We start from the raw sequence: 15,019 nt of genomic DNA on the forward strand, positions 1-15,019 counted from the left end.
TTTAGCCTCCGAACTCGCCGGTCAAACCCGACTGTCTGGCCAGTTGAGTACCGGGAAGGAGGGTATCCAGGCGGTCTTGCATGGCTTGTAGTTGCTCCAGTTTTTGTGGGCTGGTCATATTCACCAGTTGGGGATTCACTTCACTGCCAGGACGCACCCGTTGCAGACCATTTACAACAATCTTGTCAGCAGCGGTTAAGCCGGACTTGATGATGCGCAGGCCTTGTAGCTTCTCACCCAGCTCTACCGCGCGGTATTGCACTTGATTGGCTTCATCCAATACCAGTACAAACTTGTTGCTAAGGTCAGTGCCAATGGCTCTGTCTTCAATCAAAATACCGTTATAGCTGGCACTGCCGGTCAGCTTGATGCGGGCAAACAGGCCGGGCAGGAATTGCCCTTCGCTGTTGTTAAAAACCGCTCGTGCGCGGATGGTGCCTGTGGCGGGGTTCACCTGGTTATCCATAAAATCCACCACCCCCTGATGCGGATGCCCCTTGTCATTTGCCAGTCCCATAAATACCGGGTGTTCGCCATCACGGGCGCTGGCGCGGCTGCCTTCTTTAGCCAGTTTCAGGTACTGCAAGTAGGTTTGCTCGTCTGCATCAAAGTAGGCATACACCTTGTCGGTGGAGACGATAGTGGTGAGCAGGCTTTGACCGGCGTTCACGTAGTTGCCTTTGGTAATCATGGCGCGTGATACGCGGCCTGAAATCGGTGCTTCCACACGGGTATAGCCACGGTTCAAGCGAGCTACGTCGAGTGCGGCACTAACCGAGTGAATGCGGGCGGTGGCCTGTTGAAGCTGAGCGCGGCGATTATCCAGTATCTCCTCTGATATTGCCGATTGCGCAGCCAATTTCTGCGCGCGAGCGTACTCACTTTTTGCCAATTCTACTTGGCTTTGTGCTTGCTCCAGTTCTCCTTCCAAGCGTCGAACTTCGGCTTTGAAAGGCTGGTTATCAATAAAGAACAAGGGATCGCCGGCTTTGACCAAAGCGCCTTCTTCAAAGGCGACCATATCAATATAGCCGGACACTCTGGGGCGCAGTTCCACGGTTTGTGGTGCTTCCAGCCGGCCGGTAAACTCGTCCCATTCGGTAATACGTTGACTGATAACCGGGGCAACGGAAACTTGCGGGGCGTGCATTTGTGGTGCGCCGGATGGTTCCGTACCACAGGCGCTGAGTAAACTGACAGTTCCTGCCAAAAGGGCAACTGCGAGTATGTGTTTAGTGGACATGTGTCTCTCCATAAGCCATTTGCGACGCTGGCAAGTATGGGAGTTTAGTTGTTATAAAAAAAATTATAATTTTGCATGATACATATCATGATATTTGATGTATTATGCGGCGCAATATGGGATAGGAGTATGTGATGCGACATCAAGACCTGAATCTACTGATGATTTTTGACGCCATCATGACGGAAGGCGCTATTACCCGGGCAGCCGACCGTTTAGCCATGACCCAGCCTGCGGTGTCAAATGCGCTATCCAGAATGCGTAGCGCCTGGAAAGATGAGCTGTTTGTGAAAGACGGCAGGGGCATCCAGCCTACCGTATTTGCACAAAACCTGTGGAGCCAGATCCGTGATCCTTTGCGTCAATTGGAGGATGCTGTCGACCCGACATCTTTTGATCCGGCTACGGCGACACGTACCTTTCGCCTGGTGATTTCTGATATTACCGTTAGCATGGTGTGGTCGCCGCTGCGACGTTACATTGAACAGCACGCACCTAACATTAATATCCACGCCATTCCCAATACCATAGTGAATAACGAAAAAGCCCTGAACGATGCCGAAGTGGATATGATTGCGGCAGGGCAAACTATGGTGTCCAGCGTGATCCGCAGCGAATACCTGTTCACCCCGCGTTATGTGTGCGCCATGCGCCCAGGTCATCCCCTTGCTGGTGAAGAACTGAGTCTGGAAGATTTTATCCGTGCCGAACATCTGTTGGTATCCATGTCCGGCGATACCACTGGCATCACCGATATCGCGCTGCTGCAATTGGGTATGACCAGACGGGTTGCCATGTCAGTGAACCATTTCTCTGCGGTGGCCCCCCTGTTAAGAGATAGCAATCTTATCTGTGTGGTGCCGTCCATGGCCGTGGAAAAGGAAATCTTTAATGGCGAATTGGCGGTATATGAAACTCCCATTGAGTTACCGCCCACCCAATTAGGCATGCTCTGGCATAAACGTCAGGATGGCGATCAAGGTTTGATGTGGCTTCGTGGGGTGATTGGCGACCTTTTGCGCAAGCGCGCTAATCAGCATTTTGCTGACCTGTCACGTTGCTGCCGTAAAGGCTATTGTCCGGATGCCATGGCTAAAATGCTGGCGACCTGTGATAAAAGTAAAATTGCCGATGTTCACACTGCAGAGATGGAATAAGCGCGAGATAACAAGACCAACGACAGGGGGCAGACGATGACAGGGCTTGTTGTCTGAGCAACGCCTGCCACTATTAGGCGATGTTTCTCAATTTATTCAGGACTATGCGTTCCATTTGTTTGTGGTTATTGTTGATGTTCAACTGGTTTGCCTGGGCCGGGCAGAGCGGTGGCTATCAAATTCAAGGGCGACAGGCTTTTGATGAAATACAGCAAGCCAAGTTGAGTCAATGGCTTGAACATGCCGTTAGTGCCACTCGAAAGACACTTGGGCCCTATCCCTTCGAGATGCAACTGATATTGCATCCTCGCAAAGCCAATCAGCCGGTGCCTTGGGCAAATACCTGGCGTGAAGGGCGTCAAACGGTGCATTTTTATGTAGATCCGCGTTTTACTGAGCAGAAGTTTATCGATGATTGGACTGCCTATCATGAGATTAGCCACCTTGCTATTCCCTACCTTGGCAGCTGGAACAGCTGGTTTGCCGAAGGTTTTGCCAGTTTTATGCAATATCAGATAATGGCAGAAGCTGGTGTGTTGGATACGAGTCTGGAAGCCGCTTATCGAGCCAAAATTGCTCCACAGGTACGCTGGTACAATAGCCAGTACAGTGCCGCGACGGTGGCGCGCAGGCTAATGCAAAATCGTCAGTATCCGCCAGCATATTGGGGAGGTGCCTGGTTTTTTGTGTTGGCAGATCGCCAATTACAGCAAGACTATGGTAAGTCGTTAACCCAGTTGCTAAGTCGTTATCAGGAATGTTGCCGGATGACAGACCAAAATGTCGAACAACTGCTGGATTCCTGGGATGGTCTTTTGCAGAAACCGCTGTTCGTCCCTTTACATAAGCAGTTTGAAACGGCACCTGCCAAGGTATTCTTCCGGGAATGGTTTAGCGCTGAGGATACTGGCAGTAACGGATAGACCCCTTGCTCTCCTGCGTTACCTCACTCATAAGGTTGTACAAAGATTTCAGTAAAGTATCTAAATGGTCCGGCGCCTGCTCGCAGACCAAAACGGCGATACTCACAGAAACAGGGCTGTAACGACTGGCTAGGCTATCCAATAATTGTCTATGTAAGCGGTCCAGTATGCCTTTAGCAAGATCCTGCGGGGCCTCGGGCAGTAGCAGGGCAAATTCGTCGCCGTCAATTCTTGCCACAGTGTCGCTGCTTCGCAGGGCACCTTCCAATTGTCTGGCAATAGATTGGAGCAATTGATCGCCAACCAAATGTCCTTCATGTTCATTGACCCGCTTAAAATTACCTAATGCTACAAAAGCGATACTGAAAGGCCGATGATAACGACTGCAACGCTCAATCTCGTATTCCACCATCTCGGTAAATGCACGGCGATTGGCACATTGGGTTAGTGGATCTCTGCGGGCCAATTGCCGCTCGCGGCGCAGGGCTTCGGTCAGTGCATCCTGCATTTGTTTTACCTCGCGCATCTCGCGGATAGTACATATCACAAATCTTTCGTCATCCAATTCCAGTGGACTGAGCATAATATCCACTGGGAATGTCTGGCCATTTAGGTGCTGCCCGTACAAGGTCATCACCGAGCCCATCATTCTGCGTCTCGGGTACTGCATGTATTCATGCACATGTTTGGCATGCTTAGTATGGTATTCGCTTGGAATCAAAGTATGCACGGGTTCGCCGACTAAAGACTGGTTGGGATAGCCAAACATCTGCTCAAGTTGGCGGTTACACATCAATATTTGCCCCTGATTATTGACCACCAGTGTCGCATCGGGCATGGCATCTAGCAGTGTACTTAGCGGCAGGGATGGATCCAGCATCAGTTATCTCAGGCTTTTTAACCACACTAATTGTGTGGCTACCATAGTAATATCAGCTTTCTGCCTGTTTTTTGATCTGGATCTATAAGCTGAACTGGACAGGAGGCTACTTCCATGCTTCCTGCCCAATTAATTAACGACGTAGCGGAATAGCCAAAGGGCGCATTGGTGCGGCATCTGCACCCTTTAGTTTGAGTGAGGCACCTATAAATACAAACTCATAGATTCGTTGTTTGGCCAAGGACTCCAAATTAACCAATTCCATGATTGGGATCCCTTGCTGTGCCAATAAATACGTGTGGACTGGTACATAGTTACCGCTCACCTCAGAAGGAAAGGCTTCAAAGCTTAGGTTGTCAGCCCCTACCAGCATGGCGTTCCCTTCTTCTGCCAGGTAGCGGGCTGCCTGCATGCCAAGTCCCGGGGCATTGTGCATAAACTGCTGGGCCTGCGCGTAGTTTTGCATACGCCCGGTTCGAATCATCACCACATCGCCTTTATGCAAAGCAACTTGCTGTTTTTGCAAGGCCAGCTTTATATCTTCAGCGCTGATCCTGTAATTATCTGCTAATTGATCAACGCCTAAACTAGCAGCAATATCTATCATCACGCCGCGGGCAATGATAGGCGGAAGCGTCTCTGCGCCACTGCGACGCCAGCCTCTGTCTCCTAAGTGTTGATCTGCGCTAAAGCCGTTGTAGATCTGTCCGTTCAGACCAAAATGGCTGAGGGCATCGATATGTGTGCCCGTGTGGGTATACATAGATATAGCACTGCCAGAATAGCTCACATGTTTGTTGATGGCTTCACCCTGCCCGAGCACGTTATCAACTACGGCGCCCCGGGGAGTGTGCGTCATCCATATCTGGTAGCTTGGATCACCTGCAGCCTGCCAGCTCGGCATGCCGACAAAATAGTCAACCGACAGGTCATGCACCTCAGACCAATCAGCCGTGGCCAGTAGTTTAGTTCGGTCAATTTGTTCCATTAGGTTAAGGCGACCTAATTGATCCTCCTCGCCCCAAGGACTTTTACCAACCTGCGCATCTGCAGAAACCCGGGTGTCAGCGTTTTGATGAGCCAAACTTTGGGCCGTTAGTAATTGCAGCGCGACTAAAATGGGCAGATTTATCAATGAATATTTGTTCATACCAGAGCACCTTCAAGCTTGTTCAGGTTGTGAAAAAGGGTATACATCTCGCCCTGAGTCAGGGTTTGTGAAATCAACCGCTGATTGTTGATATACAGGCTGGGTATAGAGCGCACACCAATTTGTCTGGCCCTTAGGTTGTCTGACTCAACGGCATGGATAATGGGTTCGCTACTCATCAACCTGGCTATTTCCGCGCGCTCGAATCCTTGTTCCGTGGCGATATCCAGCAGCGTGTCTGTGTCTGCTATATTGCGATTTTCCTTAAGATGGGCAGTTTGAATGGCATCGAATAACTGCCAGTGACCGGCCTGACCAGCCAGAATTTCCGCACTCTTGGCTGCTAATGCTGCCTGATAGCCGCTGGGGTAATTGAAAGGTTTGGCTCGCATACCTTCAATATTGAACCGTTCCGGTTGCTCGGCATGTTGCTGACAGGCCTGCCAGTGCCGCAGGATTTCATCCTTGGCGCTTTGCATGGAGCCAAAACGGGCAATCATTTCCTGTTCATTGCGCTGTAGGACAAAGGCCCTATGTACAATTTTGATATTCAGATTCTGGGCTACCTTGCGCAGTCGCGGTGACTGCAGATAACACCAGCCGCATACGGCGTCGTGGAAAAACTCTACTTGCATTGTGTTTTACTCTTCTGGCTCAAGTGCAGGCAGAGTAAATAATGTCAGTCTGAATGAATAATGAGGCTTTTTTGGGTTATTGATGCAAATAACTTATGTACTGAGCAGGGCATCCCGTAAGGTCATAAGTAATTCATCATCCTTCACATTGGGATAGTAGCCCAACTGCAGGGAAACGTGCCTACTTGCTCCGTCAGTTAACGCCAGTTTCTGCATTACGCCTTGTGCCAAGGGAGCCGTTATGGCCCACTCAGGCAGCCAGGCAAAGCCCAACCCGGACTTTATTGCCGCCGACGCGGATGGGATATCCTGAACCGACAGGCGAAGATCGCTGCCCAGCCACCCAGAGTTGGCATTGCTGCGCAGGCCCATATCGGAAATAACAATTTGTCGGTATGGGGTTAGCGCTTCAATATTCAGGCTGGCTTCTTTTGCCAGGGGGTGCGACGAGGCGGCGACGGCGACCAGTTTAATATCTGTTAAGGGATGACTGAGGATGTGACCGGGCAGGCGACTGGCAATGGCTAATTCAACCTGTCCGTCTTCCAGAAGTTCAGCCGCCCTGGATAAACTGCTGTGTTGAACTTTAACCTGTGTGCGAGGAAACCTTTCAAGTACCTTGTTTAACGCTCCTAACCATTTATCACTGGGAAGTAAAACATCGACGGCTATGCTGATAAGTCTGGCTGGCTGAGTGAAGCTCATGGCTTGGTTTTCCAGATCATTAGCCTGACTGACCAGATGTTTGGCCTGGGGTAACAAGGTAGCACCAAAAGGGGTTAGTACAGCTTTTCTACCCTGAATATCAAATAGTGATTTACCCAGCAACTGCTCAATCTTGCGCACCCCATGGCTGATGGCCGGTTGTGTCTTAAACAGCAATTCTCCGGCTTGGGCAAAGCCTCCGCCTTCAACTACGGCGACAAACATTTTCCATTGTTCCAGACTGATTTTACTCATAAACCGCTCCATCCATTTGTTGCTCAGGGTTATACCGGCTTTATCGGATAACGCCAAGGGGGGAATTCTAGTTTTGCCTGACCGGATAAGGCTGACCGCTAACCCACTTGTGATACAGCCAGCCACTTAAGGTAATAAGCAAAGCGCCAGTTAGTACAGGTGCAATCAGGAAAGGCCAATCCTGGGCCGTTAGCATTACCACTAGTGGATTGGCACCGGCCGGAGGATGCGTGGTCTTGGTTAGCAGCATCAAGCTGATTGCCATGCCAACAGCAACACTCAGGCTCAGTGGCGTCATTCCCCAGGTATGCAGTACTACCAGGCCAACTAAAGTTGTCAGCAGGTGGCCAAGGATAATGTTTTTAGGCTGCGCAAGCGGGCTGGCGGGTAAACCAAACAGAATAACCATGGTTGCACCAAAGGGGGCCATCAGCCACAACTCATGCTGCCATTCATCCAGATGGGTGAGCACCAAGGTGCAAAGGGTGGCGCCAATTCCTGCAATCAGGGCCGGGTGAGTTAAGACTAAGCGAGCATATTTCAAAGGTTACCTCAAGTAGACAAGTCTGTATATTTATATGGTAGACAGATCTGTGCATTTTTATCAACGCAAAACAGAGTTTGTTTGCCGGAGTATCGGGCATTGCGTCAAGGTGAATTTGTCGTCTTGTCTGAGAATGAAAGAGAATGGAGGAATCGCGGCACTTTGCATCGGTACCGCGATTAGATGGATTAAATGGGATGGTAGAAACGGTCGCCACGTGGCAAATAAAAGTTGTCGTAGTTGAGGCTGAACAGCACATGATGGGCACGGCCACGAATCTCATGTCGGGGTACAAAGCCGATAACTCTGGAGTCGGCGCTGTTATCTCTATTGTCTCCCAGTGCCAGATATGCATTTTCTGGTACTTGAACCGGCGGGAAATTTGCCAGGGGCTGGTGGCCGCGTTTAATCCGCACGCTATGCTCTATGCCAACTAAGTTTTCAACCAGATCCTGCCCGTTTGTGTGTGCCCGCTGGGTGACATAAGTGAGCGCTTCACCGTTGATATACAGTCGATTATCTCGCATTTCCACCACATCTCCGGGTATTCCCACAACCCGTTTAACTAACTGGTTGCCGGCTTTTTGTGACTCAAACACAATAATGTCGCCACGGGCCGGGTCGGCGAGTTTTTTCAGGGAAATCTGGCTAAAAGGAAGGCGAATATCGTAGGCCATTTTGTTAACCAAAATACGATCACCTTCGAGGATAGTTGGCTTCATGGAGCCGGTAGGAACGTCATTCCAATCCGCTACTGCGCTGCGAAACACCAGCATCAGCGCAATAAAAATCAGCAGGCCTTTGTTTTCTTTTAGCAAATTTTTTAATTTTAGTTTCATAGTGAATTCAGTCCTTGTTACTAAGAGGCTCTGAGTGCTGCTTTTGACAAAAATTCCCACCAGGGCGTGGGATAAATGTAACAAAATGCCAGGCATGCATGCCTTAATCAGTCTGCTACTCTGTTACAACAATTTGCCCGGTGACTGGATCCCAGCGTGGGCAATCTGTTCTGTTGATATCAAAGGGACCGACCCACCAACTGCTTGTACTGGTTGCACCAGTGGGCGTAGCTATACTGACCATACGCTGTGGCCAGTCTGTGCGTGATGGCGCTATCTCAATCAGACCTTGCACAGCTGCTTGTTTAAGCAGCGCCCAAAACATCAAATCGCCAAGGTGAGGCAAAGGTTCAAGCTTTAGTGTCAATTCGCGAAATAGCTGCCCACAAGTGCAAGGGCCTTTGTCCCGAAGCATTTGCAAGGTTAACTGTAAGGTCAGGCCCATGCCGCAGTCTGTCCAGGGCAGTTCTTGCATTTGCCGTTTCAGCGCAGCAGCCAAAAACGGCAGTGCTTGTGTGCCCTGACGAATAATGCGGTTTAGCTCGGTCAGATTGCCCTGTTCAAAGGCATACCACAGTTTATGTGCCTCCTGGTACTGAGCGGCAGATACCACCTGACGCTGTTCAGTGTATAGCTGTTCTAGCTGATCCGGGGAAAGCTGGCCCAGGCCGATAAAAGGTTCGATGCCAGCAAAGGCAGAAATACAAATAAGTTCCAGACGAGTTCCCAGATTGGCATCCGCCAGTCGGGTTAATAAATAGGCAAGGATAAGCTGGTCATAGTTGTCATGCTCAAACCACAAGACGATATGGGCATACTGAGAAACCGAGCAAAGGCGCTTGTAAGCTAGCGTTTGTCGTTGTTGCAGGTCAGCCAGGGGGATTTCGTAGTGGGTTGCCAAGAATGCATTGCGTCTGGCTGTCCAGTCACCGTCACCGCCAACCGGTCCCTGGCAAAAAGGGTCAGAAAATTCCAGAAAATCGCCAATAAAGCCGGCTGCCTGAAGGCCTCGCTGAATATCGCTGCCGCAGCGAATATGCAAAGTGTTTGGGGTATCCAGGGTGGTCATGGGGCAGACTGATTTAGGATTGTATGGCCTACAGCGTAGGAGACTGTTTCCGGCTCCTCAAGAAAAATTGCTGGCCTGTGCAAAAAAGCTCGATAAGATTGGATTGTATCCTATACCAGCTTCTATGCTGTTTATAACGCGGCGGGTCGTTTCGATAACTGAGGTGTGCGTGACGCGATATCTAGTCTTTTTTGTGTTTTTACTCAGCGGTTGTCAGGTTTCCCAAACGGTTTCGCCACAGGTGGTTATTTATACTTACCATTCGGATCCCCCATTTTTCCTGCCAGATCAGCCAACGGATCTCAGTCGAGCTTGGGTTGACCGCTTCAATCAGTGGCAGTCTAAAATTCAACTGCGAGTTGAGCACATAGAAAGAGGCGTCTTGAATCAACGGATTGAAGAAGGTAACCCCTACCTTATTTTATGGGCCAACCCGCTGTTCTTTGTCAGCCGGGACCCCATGCTTCTCTCGTCTGATACGATTTTTTGGGATGCAGATATTCTGGTTAGCCGTAAGCAGCAGCCAATTGACTATCACAAGCCGTCCGACCTGATTGGTTATCGTTTAGGTGGGCGGCGAGGCTTTTACTATAAAGGGCTGAATGAACTGAGTGATGAGGGCAAGTTAACGCGTATTGATGCTGACAACGATAATCAGAACTACGAGCGGCTGCTCCAGCAAGAGGTTGATTTGTTTATTATGCAGCGTTCAGCTTGGTACTACTGGCGAAGTAACGGCTTGGATGAAACTTTGTTGTATGTGGCCAGTGAGCCTCACGACGGCTATTCCCGCCACGTGCTGGCCAGTGCTGAGTATGCGGAATTACTGCGCTTGATAAACGAATTTATTGCGGTATCCAAGCAAGATGCAATGTGGCGAGCGCAACTGATGAAGTGGGGCGTGGAGGGTTTGATGAACCCTTTTGAGCTGGAGCTGGAAGAGCTACTGGATGTCGATGTGGACAAGCAGAGATAACGGCGGAGGTAAAGATGGCGTTAAACTTGTGATCCGGGATTTGGTCGCAAGTTGCATGGTATCTGCTTGATATTCTCGGTAGTCTCCTGGTGAGGTTAGAATAACAATTAAAGGATTACTCAAGCATGAAACGTCTTTTTGTTCCATTGGCCTGCTTATCTGTCGGTGCAGTACATGCCGCTGATTTGGATATGGCGAATAAGATCCGCAATGAGGGTTTTTATAATTCTCATGTGATGCATACCTTAGAGCACCTGACCGATAAAATCGGCTCCAGAATTACCAATTCTCCGCAGATGGATGAAGCCAACCGCTGGACCATGGAGCAATTAAAGAGCTGGGGATTGAAGAACGCACATCTGGACCCCTTCGATTTTGGCCGAGGATGGTCTCATGATTCAGCCAGCATCAATCTGATTGCGCCTCGTGACGAGTCTTTGCACGGTATTCCTGTGGCTTGGACGCCTGGCACGCAAGGCCGCATTGAGGGTGAAGTGGTCATGTTGGATGCGGTGACTGAAGCGGAGTTACAGCAGTATAAAGGTAAGCTGAAAGGTAAAATCCTGTTAATGGGCGATCCACCACCTATCGGCAAACCGAAAACCATTATTTTCGAGCGTCACGACAGCAAAAAGCTCAGCGACCTGAAAGAGTTTGACCCAAGTCGTCCCGCCAGCCACGAAGGCTGGATGACACCGGCGCGTAAAGACAGCCGCCTGCAAAGCTACAACTTCAACAAGGCGTTGGAAGCCTTTTTGGCTAAAGAAAAGGTGGCAGGGGTGATCTATCGTTCCAGCCGTCAGGGTGGTTTGGTCAGGGTATTTGGTAAGAGCCACAGGGTTGGTGAAACCTTCCCGGTACCGGCCATTATTATTGAGCAGGAAGATTACAGCCTGCTGCAGCGTATGTTGGATCGCAAGGAAACCCCCAAGCTTGCTCTGGATATCAAAGCCAGGTTCCACGACGAGCATACCGATGCGTATAACACCATTGCTGAGATTCCTGGCTCTGACAGTGATCCTGAAATTGTTATGGTAGGTGGGCATCTGGACTCCTGGCATGCCAGTGACGGCGCAGTAGACAATGGCGTTGGTGTTGCTGTGGCGATGGAAGCGGTGCGTATCTTAAAGGCGTTGGATGTTCAGCCCAAACGCACTATACGCATTGCGCTGTGGTCGGGTGAAGAGCAAGGTTTGCACGGCTCGCGCGCGTATGTGGAAGAGCAATTTGCCACTCGTCCAGAGCCGACTGACAAAGCCGAGCGTGCGTTGCCCCGCTACTTGTGGAAAAGTCCTGGCTGGCCAATTGAAACTAAACCGGCCTATGACAAGCTGTCTGTCTACTTCAATATGGACAATGGCAGTGGGCGATTCCGCGGTATTTATACCGAGGGCAATGTGGCGGTCAAACCCATGTTCAATGATTGGTTCGGCCCTTATACCGACCTGAGCACAGGCGCGATTTCGAATTTGTCCACCGGCGGCACGGATCATGAATCTTTTGACGATGTTGGTTTGCCTGGCTTCCAGTTCATCCAGGATCCGCTGGATTACAGCACCAGGTTGCACCACACCCATATCGACTCTATCGATCACGTGATTGAAGACGACCTTAAGCAGGCCTCGGTGATTATGGCCGGTTTCCTCTATGAAGCCGCGATGGCCGATGAGCGTATGCCGCGCAAGCCTATTCCGGCAGCCCCTTCCAAGCTCAAACAAGAGCGTCAGCAGCTTGAAACTGAAAAAGAGCGCCGCACCCGCGAGCGTGATGCACGTCAAGCCCTGGATACCAAACCCTACGGTATCTGATTATCAGCCTCGCAGCATGTGCTGCGAGGCGTTTTCTCCCGCCAGAGTTAGCCACAGCGAGCAAAGCCATTTTGGTTCGTTGAAGGGCTGCAGCGGCTATTAGTCTCTATTTTCCTTAAGTTTGTCTGGCATCGCTGTTCGACTGTATAAAGGTAGTTTATTCTTATTGTGATCGAAATGTTGTAATAAATAATTCTTTGCTGTAGCGTTGTTAATGAGAACACGCTGCATTACAGGAAAAGAACATCATGACAATGCGTAAGCACAATAAGATTCTGTTGGCCGTGCAAGCGGCTCTGATTGCCGGTGCCCTACCTGCCCTGGCGCAAGAACAAAAGCAAGCTGAAGAAAAGCAGGCTGAAGTCGAAGTAGTGGAAGTCAAAGGCTTCCGCGGCTCGGTGCAGAAAAGCTTAAACATCAAGCGCTTATCCAGCACCATAGTGGATGCTATTTCAGCCGAGGATATTGGTAAGTTCCCCGATCAAACCGTTGCCGATGCCATGTCGCGTATTACTGGTGTGCAGGTGGAAAAAACCGACGGTGAGAGTGACAAGGTGAGCATTCGTGGTACTGCTCCTCACTTGAATCTGACTCTATTGAATGGTCAGAATGTGGCGTCTGCCACCGCATCCACCTCCATTTTGACGCCGTCTCGTGGCTTTAACTATTCATTGTTGCCCGCCGAAGTGGTGGAAACCCTGGAAGTGCATAAATCCGCGCAGGCCAAGGTAGACGAAGGCTCTATCGGCGGAACCGTCATTGTGAAAACCCGTAAGCCATTATCAACCGACAAAAACTATCTGGTGCTGTCGGCCCGTGATGCTTATCAGGAAAGTAGCGGTGAGCACAGCCCATTGCTGTCTGGTTTCTATTCCTGGAAGAATGAAGACAGCAACTTTGGTTTGAACGTCGGTGCGGTTTACAAAGACAACAGTATTCGTCGTGACCGCTTAAATACCGCCGGTTTTGTTGAGGCGCAGGTTGACGGAAAAACCTTGTATGCCCCCTCTGAGGTCAGAGCTTCCCGCTATGAATCAGATAAAGATCTGAACACTTTTACCGCCACTTTTGAATATGCGGCCACCGATAATCTGAAGCTGACCTTCAACAACATGTTATCCAAGGTCGATGTCAGCAATAAGCAAGTGGCCAACGGTGCCTATGTGGTTGGTAGTGTCAATGACATCACTAACGCTCAGGTGGTGGGTGACACTATTGTATCTGGTCAGGTGCAGGCCAATGACGCCGACGTAAACTGGGCCAAGGAAGTGCTGTATAGCGCTGGTAGCCACGATGGCAGCTATGAAACCAAAGTGCATGATCTGCATCTGGAATACCGTGGTGATAACTTTACCTGGACCACGCAGCTTGGCCATACTCGTGCCGAGGGGGATATTCAGGATGATCAGGTAGAGTTTCAGTCTTCAGCTCTGGTAGGTTTTGATCTTAGTGGCGGTCAGGTTCATTACGACCTGCCCGATGACCTGACGCCCGCCGGTTACGGCGGTCTGTATACCCACAGAAACCTGATCAGCAATGCGCAAAAAGAAAGCTATATCCAAACCGACGTTAACTGGTTGCTAGACTCTGAATGGCTGCGCTCTGTGGACTTTGGGGTGAAATACCGCGACCACAACAAAACCTCCGGCTTGTACAAAGTGGTATGGCACCCCAATGATGTAGGGGCCATGACCCTGGCTGACTTCACCGACGGTTCGCTGGTGGACGACTTTATGGGCGAAGGCCGTGAGCAGTCTGACTTGTACCAGTTCCGTTATGCCAGTTGGGATCAGTGGACCGCCACTACGGCACCACTGCGCGAATATGACCATATGCAGTATGGTTTTGATCTGACCGAAAAGACCACTAGTGCTTATGTGCAGGGTAACTTTGCCTTTGATAAGCTAAGCGGAAACCTGGGCGTACGTTATGCACGTACCGATCAGCGCAGCGAAGGGGTGGATTTCTGGATGAAATATACCTGGGATCCGGCATCCTGGGTGTGGGTACCTGTGATTGTTGAACGCGATTACTCAGATGTATTGCCCAGCTTAAACCTGAATTATCAGCTTGATGATGATGTGATCATCCGTTTCGCAGCGGCCAAGGTCATGTCCAGACCTGACTATGATCTGCTGACCAGCCGTAGGGGTTATCGTAAGAGTGCCTGGTCCAACCCGAAAAACCCGGGTTTCCAGGGCAATCCTTATCTGGATCCTTACCGTGCCGCCCAGTATGACATCTCGGCCGAGTACTATTTCACTAAATCGTCGATTTTGTCACTGGCCTTCTTCTACAAGGACATCAGCACTTACATCGATGAACAGTACTTCCCGGTTATGCTGCCCGATGATGAAGGTAATGTGGACGAGTACAACCTGAAAACACCGGTAAACAGTAACGGTGGGGTAAACCAGGGTATCGAAGTCAACATCCAGCATGACTTTGACAACGGCTTTGGGGTACTGGCCAACTATACCTACGCCGATGCGGACATGGATGAAGAAGGTAAAGAGTTGCCCAACAACTCAAAAGACACCTACAACGCCACGGCTTACTACGAGAAAGGTGATATCTCAGTACGTCTGTCATACAACTATCGCGGCAGTTACTACGCCGGGGTGGTAGGGGATATGCGCTGGTATCAGAAAGGCTACGGCCAGTTGGATGCCAACCTCAGCTATAACCTCAATGACAACATCACCTTGTTGCTTCAGGGGGTTAATCTGAGTGACTCCAAGCAAGAAGCGGATGTGGGAGATGGCAATCGCCCTTACTTTATCAATCACTACGGCCGTCGTTTATTCGCCGGCGTGCAGATGAAGTTCTAATAAC

13 protein-coding genes are annotated in these 15,019 nt (G+C 50.2%); 5 read left to right on the forward strand and 8 right to left on the reverse strand.

Annotated elements, in window-relative coordinates; genetic code table 11:
• Nucleotide 1: 1 nt before the first annotated feature.
• The gene (locus tag KJY73_RS03905; protein WP_214340488.1) at nt 2-1,243 is read right to left on the reverse strand and encodes an efflux RND transporter periplasmic adaptor subunit; all 1,242 of its coding nucleotides are present in this window, start codon (nt 1,241-1,243) and stop codon (nt 2-4) included.
• A 134-nt stretch (nt 1,244-1,377) separates the two neighbouring features.
• Between KJY73_RS03905 and KJY73_RS03910 the strand changes: the two genes are divergently transcribed.
• Nucleotides 1,378-2,400, forward strand: coding sequence for a LysR family transcriptional regulator (locus KJY73_RS03910; RefSeq protein WP_214340490.1), 1,023 nt, complete (start codon nt 1,378-1,380; stop codon nt 2,398-2,400).
• Nucleotides 2,401-2,534: 134 nt separating this feature from the next.
• The gene (locus tag KJY73_RS21710; protein WP_232848384.1) at nt 2,535-3,323 is read left to right on the forward strand and encodes a hypothetical protein; all 789 of its coding nucleotides are present in this window, start codon (nt 2,535-2,537) and stop codon (nt 3,321-3,323) included.
• Here the strand turns inward: KJY73_RS21710 and KJY73_RS03920 are convergent.
• The 7 genes from KJY73_RS03920 to KJY73_RS03950 all read right to left on the reverse strand — a co-directional run bounded on the left by KJY73_RS03920 (nt 3,292) and on the right by KJY73_RS03950 (nt 9,400).
• Nucleotides 3,292-4,203, reverse strand: a complete 912-nt coding sequence (locus KJY73_RS03920) for a sensor domain-containing diguanylate cyclase (RefSeq protein ID WP_214340491.1) — start codon at nt 4,201-4,203, stop codon at nt 3,292-3,294. The genes KJY73_RS21710 and KJY73_RS03920 overlap by 32 nt on opposite strands.
• 133 nt (nt 4,204-4,336) lie before the next feature.
• A complete protein-coding gene (locus KJY73_RS03925; RefSeq protein ID WP_214340492.1) occupies nt 4,337-5,353 on the reverse strand; it encodes a cyclase family protein in 1,017 nt (338 codons plus the stop codon).
• On the reverse strand, nt 5,350-5,988 hold the full coding sequence (locus KJY73_RS03930; RefSeq protein ID WP_214340493.1) for a DsbA family oxidoreductase: 639 nt from the start codon (nt 5,986-5,988) through the stop codon (nt 5,350-5,352). The genes KJY73_RS03925 and KJY73_RS03930 overlap by 4 nt, the downstream gene beginning before the upstream one ends.
• Before the next feature lie 93 nt (nt 5,989-6,081).
• Nucleotides 6,082-6,948, reverse strand: a complete 867-nt coding sequence (locus KJY73_RS03935) for a LysR family transcriptional regulator (protein ID WP_214340494.1) — start codon at nt 6,946-6,948, stop codon at nt 6,082-6,084.
• A 67-nt stretch (nt 6,949-7,015) separates the two neighbouring features.
• The gene (locus tag KJY73_RS03940) at nt 7,016-7,492 is read right to left on the reverse strand and encodes an HPP family protein (protein ID WP_232848385.1); all 477 of its coding nucleotides are present in this window, start codon (nt 7,490-7,492) and stop codon (nt 7,016-7,018) included.
• A 188-nt stretch (nt 7,493-7,680) separates the two neighbouring features.
• Nucleotides 7,681-8,331: a signal peptidase I gene (gene lepB, locus KJY73_RS03945; protein ID WP_214340495.1), complete on the reverse strand. Its 651-nt coding sequence runs from the start codon at nt 8,329-8,331 to the stop codon at nt 7,681-7,683.
• A gap of 115 nt (nt 8,332-8,446) precedes the next feature.
• Entirely contained in the window at nt 8,447-9,400 is a 954-nt protein-coding gene (locus tag KJY73_RS03950) for a DUF1835 domain-containing protein (RefSeq protein ID WP_214340496.1), read from the reverse strand.
• 169 nt (nt 9,401-9,569) lie between these two features.
• Between KJY73_RS03950 and KJY73_RS21995 the strand changes: the two genes are divergently transcribed.
• The 3 genes from KJY73_RS21995 to KJY73_RS03965 all read left to right on the forward strand — a co-directional run bounded on the left by KJY73_RS21995 (nt 9,570) and on the right by KJY73_RS03965 (nt 15,015).
• Nucleotides 9,570-10,376 carry a transporter substrate-binding domain-containing protein gene (locus KJY73_RS21995; protein WP_214340498.1) on the forward strand — a complete coding sequence of 269 codons (807 nt, stop codon included), beginning with the start codon at nt 9,570-9,572 and terminating at the stop codon, nt 10,374-10,376.
• A gap of 125 nt (nt 10,377-10,501) precedes the next feature.
• On the forward strand, nt 10,502-12,184 hold the full coding sequence (locus KJY73_RS03960; RefSeq protein WP_214340500.1) for a M20/M25/M40 family metallo-hydrolase: 1,683 nt from the start codon (nt 10,502-10,504) through the stop codon (nt 12,182-12,184).
• Between the two features lie 248 nt (nt 12,185-12,432).
• Nucleotides 12,433-15,015, forward strand: coding sequence for a TonB-dependent receptor (locus KJY73_RS03965; protein ID WP_214340502.1), 2,583 nt, complete (start codon nt 12,433-12,435; stop codon nt 15,013-15,015).
• The last annotated feature ends 4 nt before the right edge of the window (nt 15,016-15,019 follow it).

It is taken from the genome of Bowmanella yangjiangensis (assembly GCF_018531185.1).
GTDB lineage: Bacteria > Pseudomonadota > Gammaproteobacteria > Enterobacterales > Alteromonadaceae > Bowmanella > Bowmanella yangjiangensis.

Bases quoted from the DNA above. Each gene is read 5' to 3' on its own strand.
- KJY73_RS03960 (WP_214340500.1), top strand. From the start codon at position 10,502: ATGAAACGTCTTTTTGTTCCATTGGCCTGCTTATCTGTCGGTGCAGTA.
- KJY73_RS03965 (WP_214340502.1), top strand. From the start codon at position 12,433: ATGACAATGCGTAAGCACAATAAGATTCTGTTGGCCGTGCAAGCGGCT.
- KJY73_RS03905 (WP_214340488.1), bottom strand. From the start codon at position 1,243: ATGTCCACTAAACACATACTCGCAGTTGCCCTTTTGGCAGGAACTGTC.
- KJY73_RS03925 (WP_214340492.1), bottom strand. From the start codon at position 5,353: ATGAACAAATATTCATTGATAAATCTGCCCATTTTAGTCGCGCTGCAA.
- lepB (WP_214340495.1), bottom strand. From the start codon at position 8,331: ATGAAACTAAAATTAAAAAATTTGCTAAAAGAAAACAAAGGCCTGCTG.
- KJY73_RS03910 (WP_214340490.1), top strand. From the start codon at position 1,378: ATGCGACATCAAGACCTGAATCTACTGATGATTTTTGACGCCATCATG.
- KJY73_RS03935 (WP_214340494.1), bottom strand. From the start codon at position 6,948: ATGAGTAAAATCAGTCTGGAACAATGGAAAATGTTTGTCGCCGTAGTT.
- KJY73_RS03950 (WP_214340496.1), bottom strand. From the start codon at position 9,400: ATGACCACCCTGGATACCCCAAACACTTTGCATATTCGCTGCGGCAGC.
- KJY73_RS03920 (WP_214340491.1), bottom strand. From the start codon at position 4,203: ATGCTGGATCCATCCCTGCCGCTAAGTACACTGCTAGATGCCATGCCC.
- KJY73_RS03930 (WP_214340493.1), bottom strand. From the start codon at position 5,988: ATGCAAGTAGAGTTTTTCCACGACGCCGTATGCGGCTGGTGTTATCTG.
- KJY73_RS21710 (WP_232848384.1), top strand. From the start codon at position 2,535: ATGTTCAACTGGTTTGCCTGGGCCGGGCAGAGCGGTGGCTATCAAATT.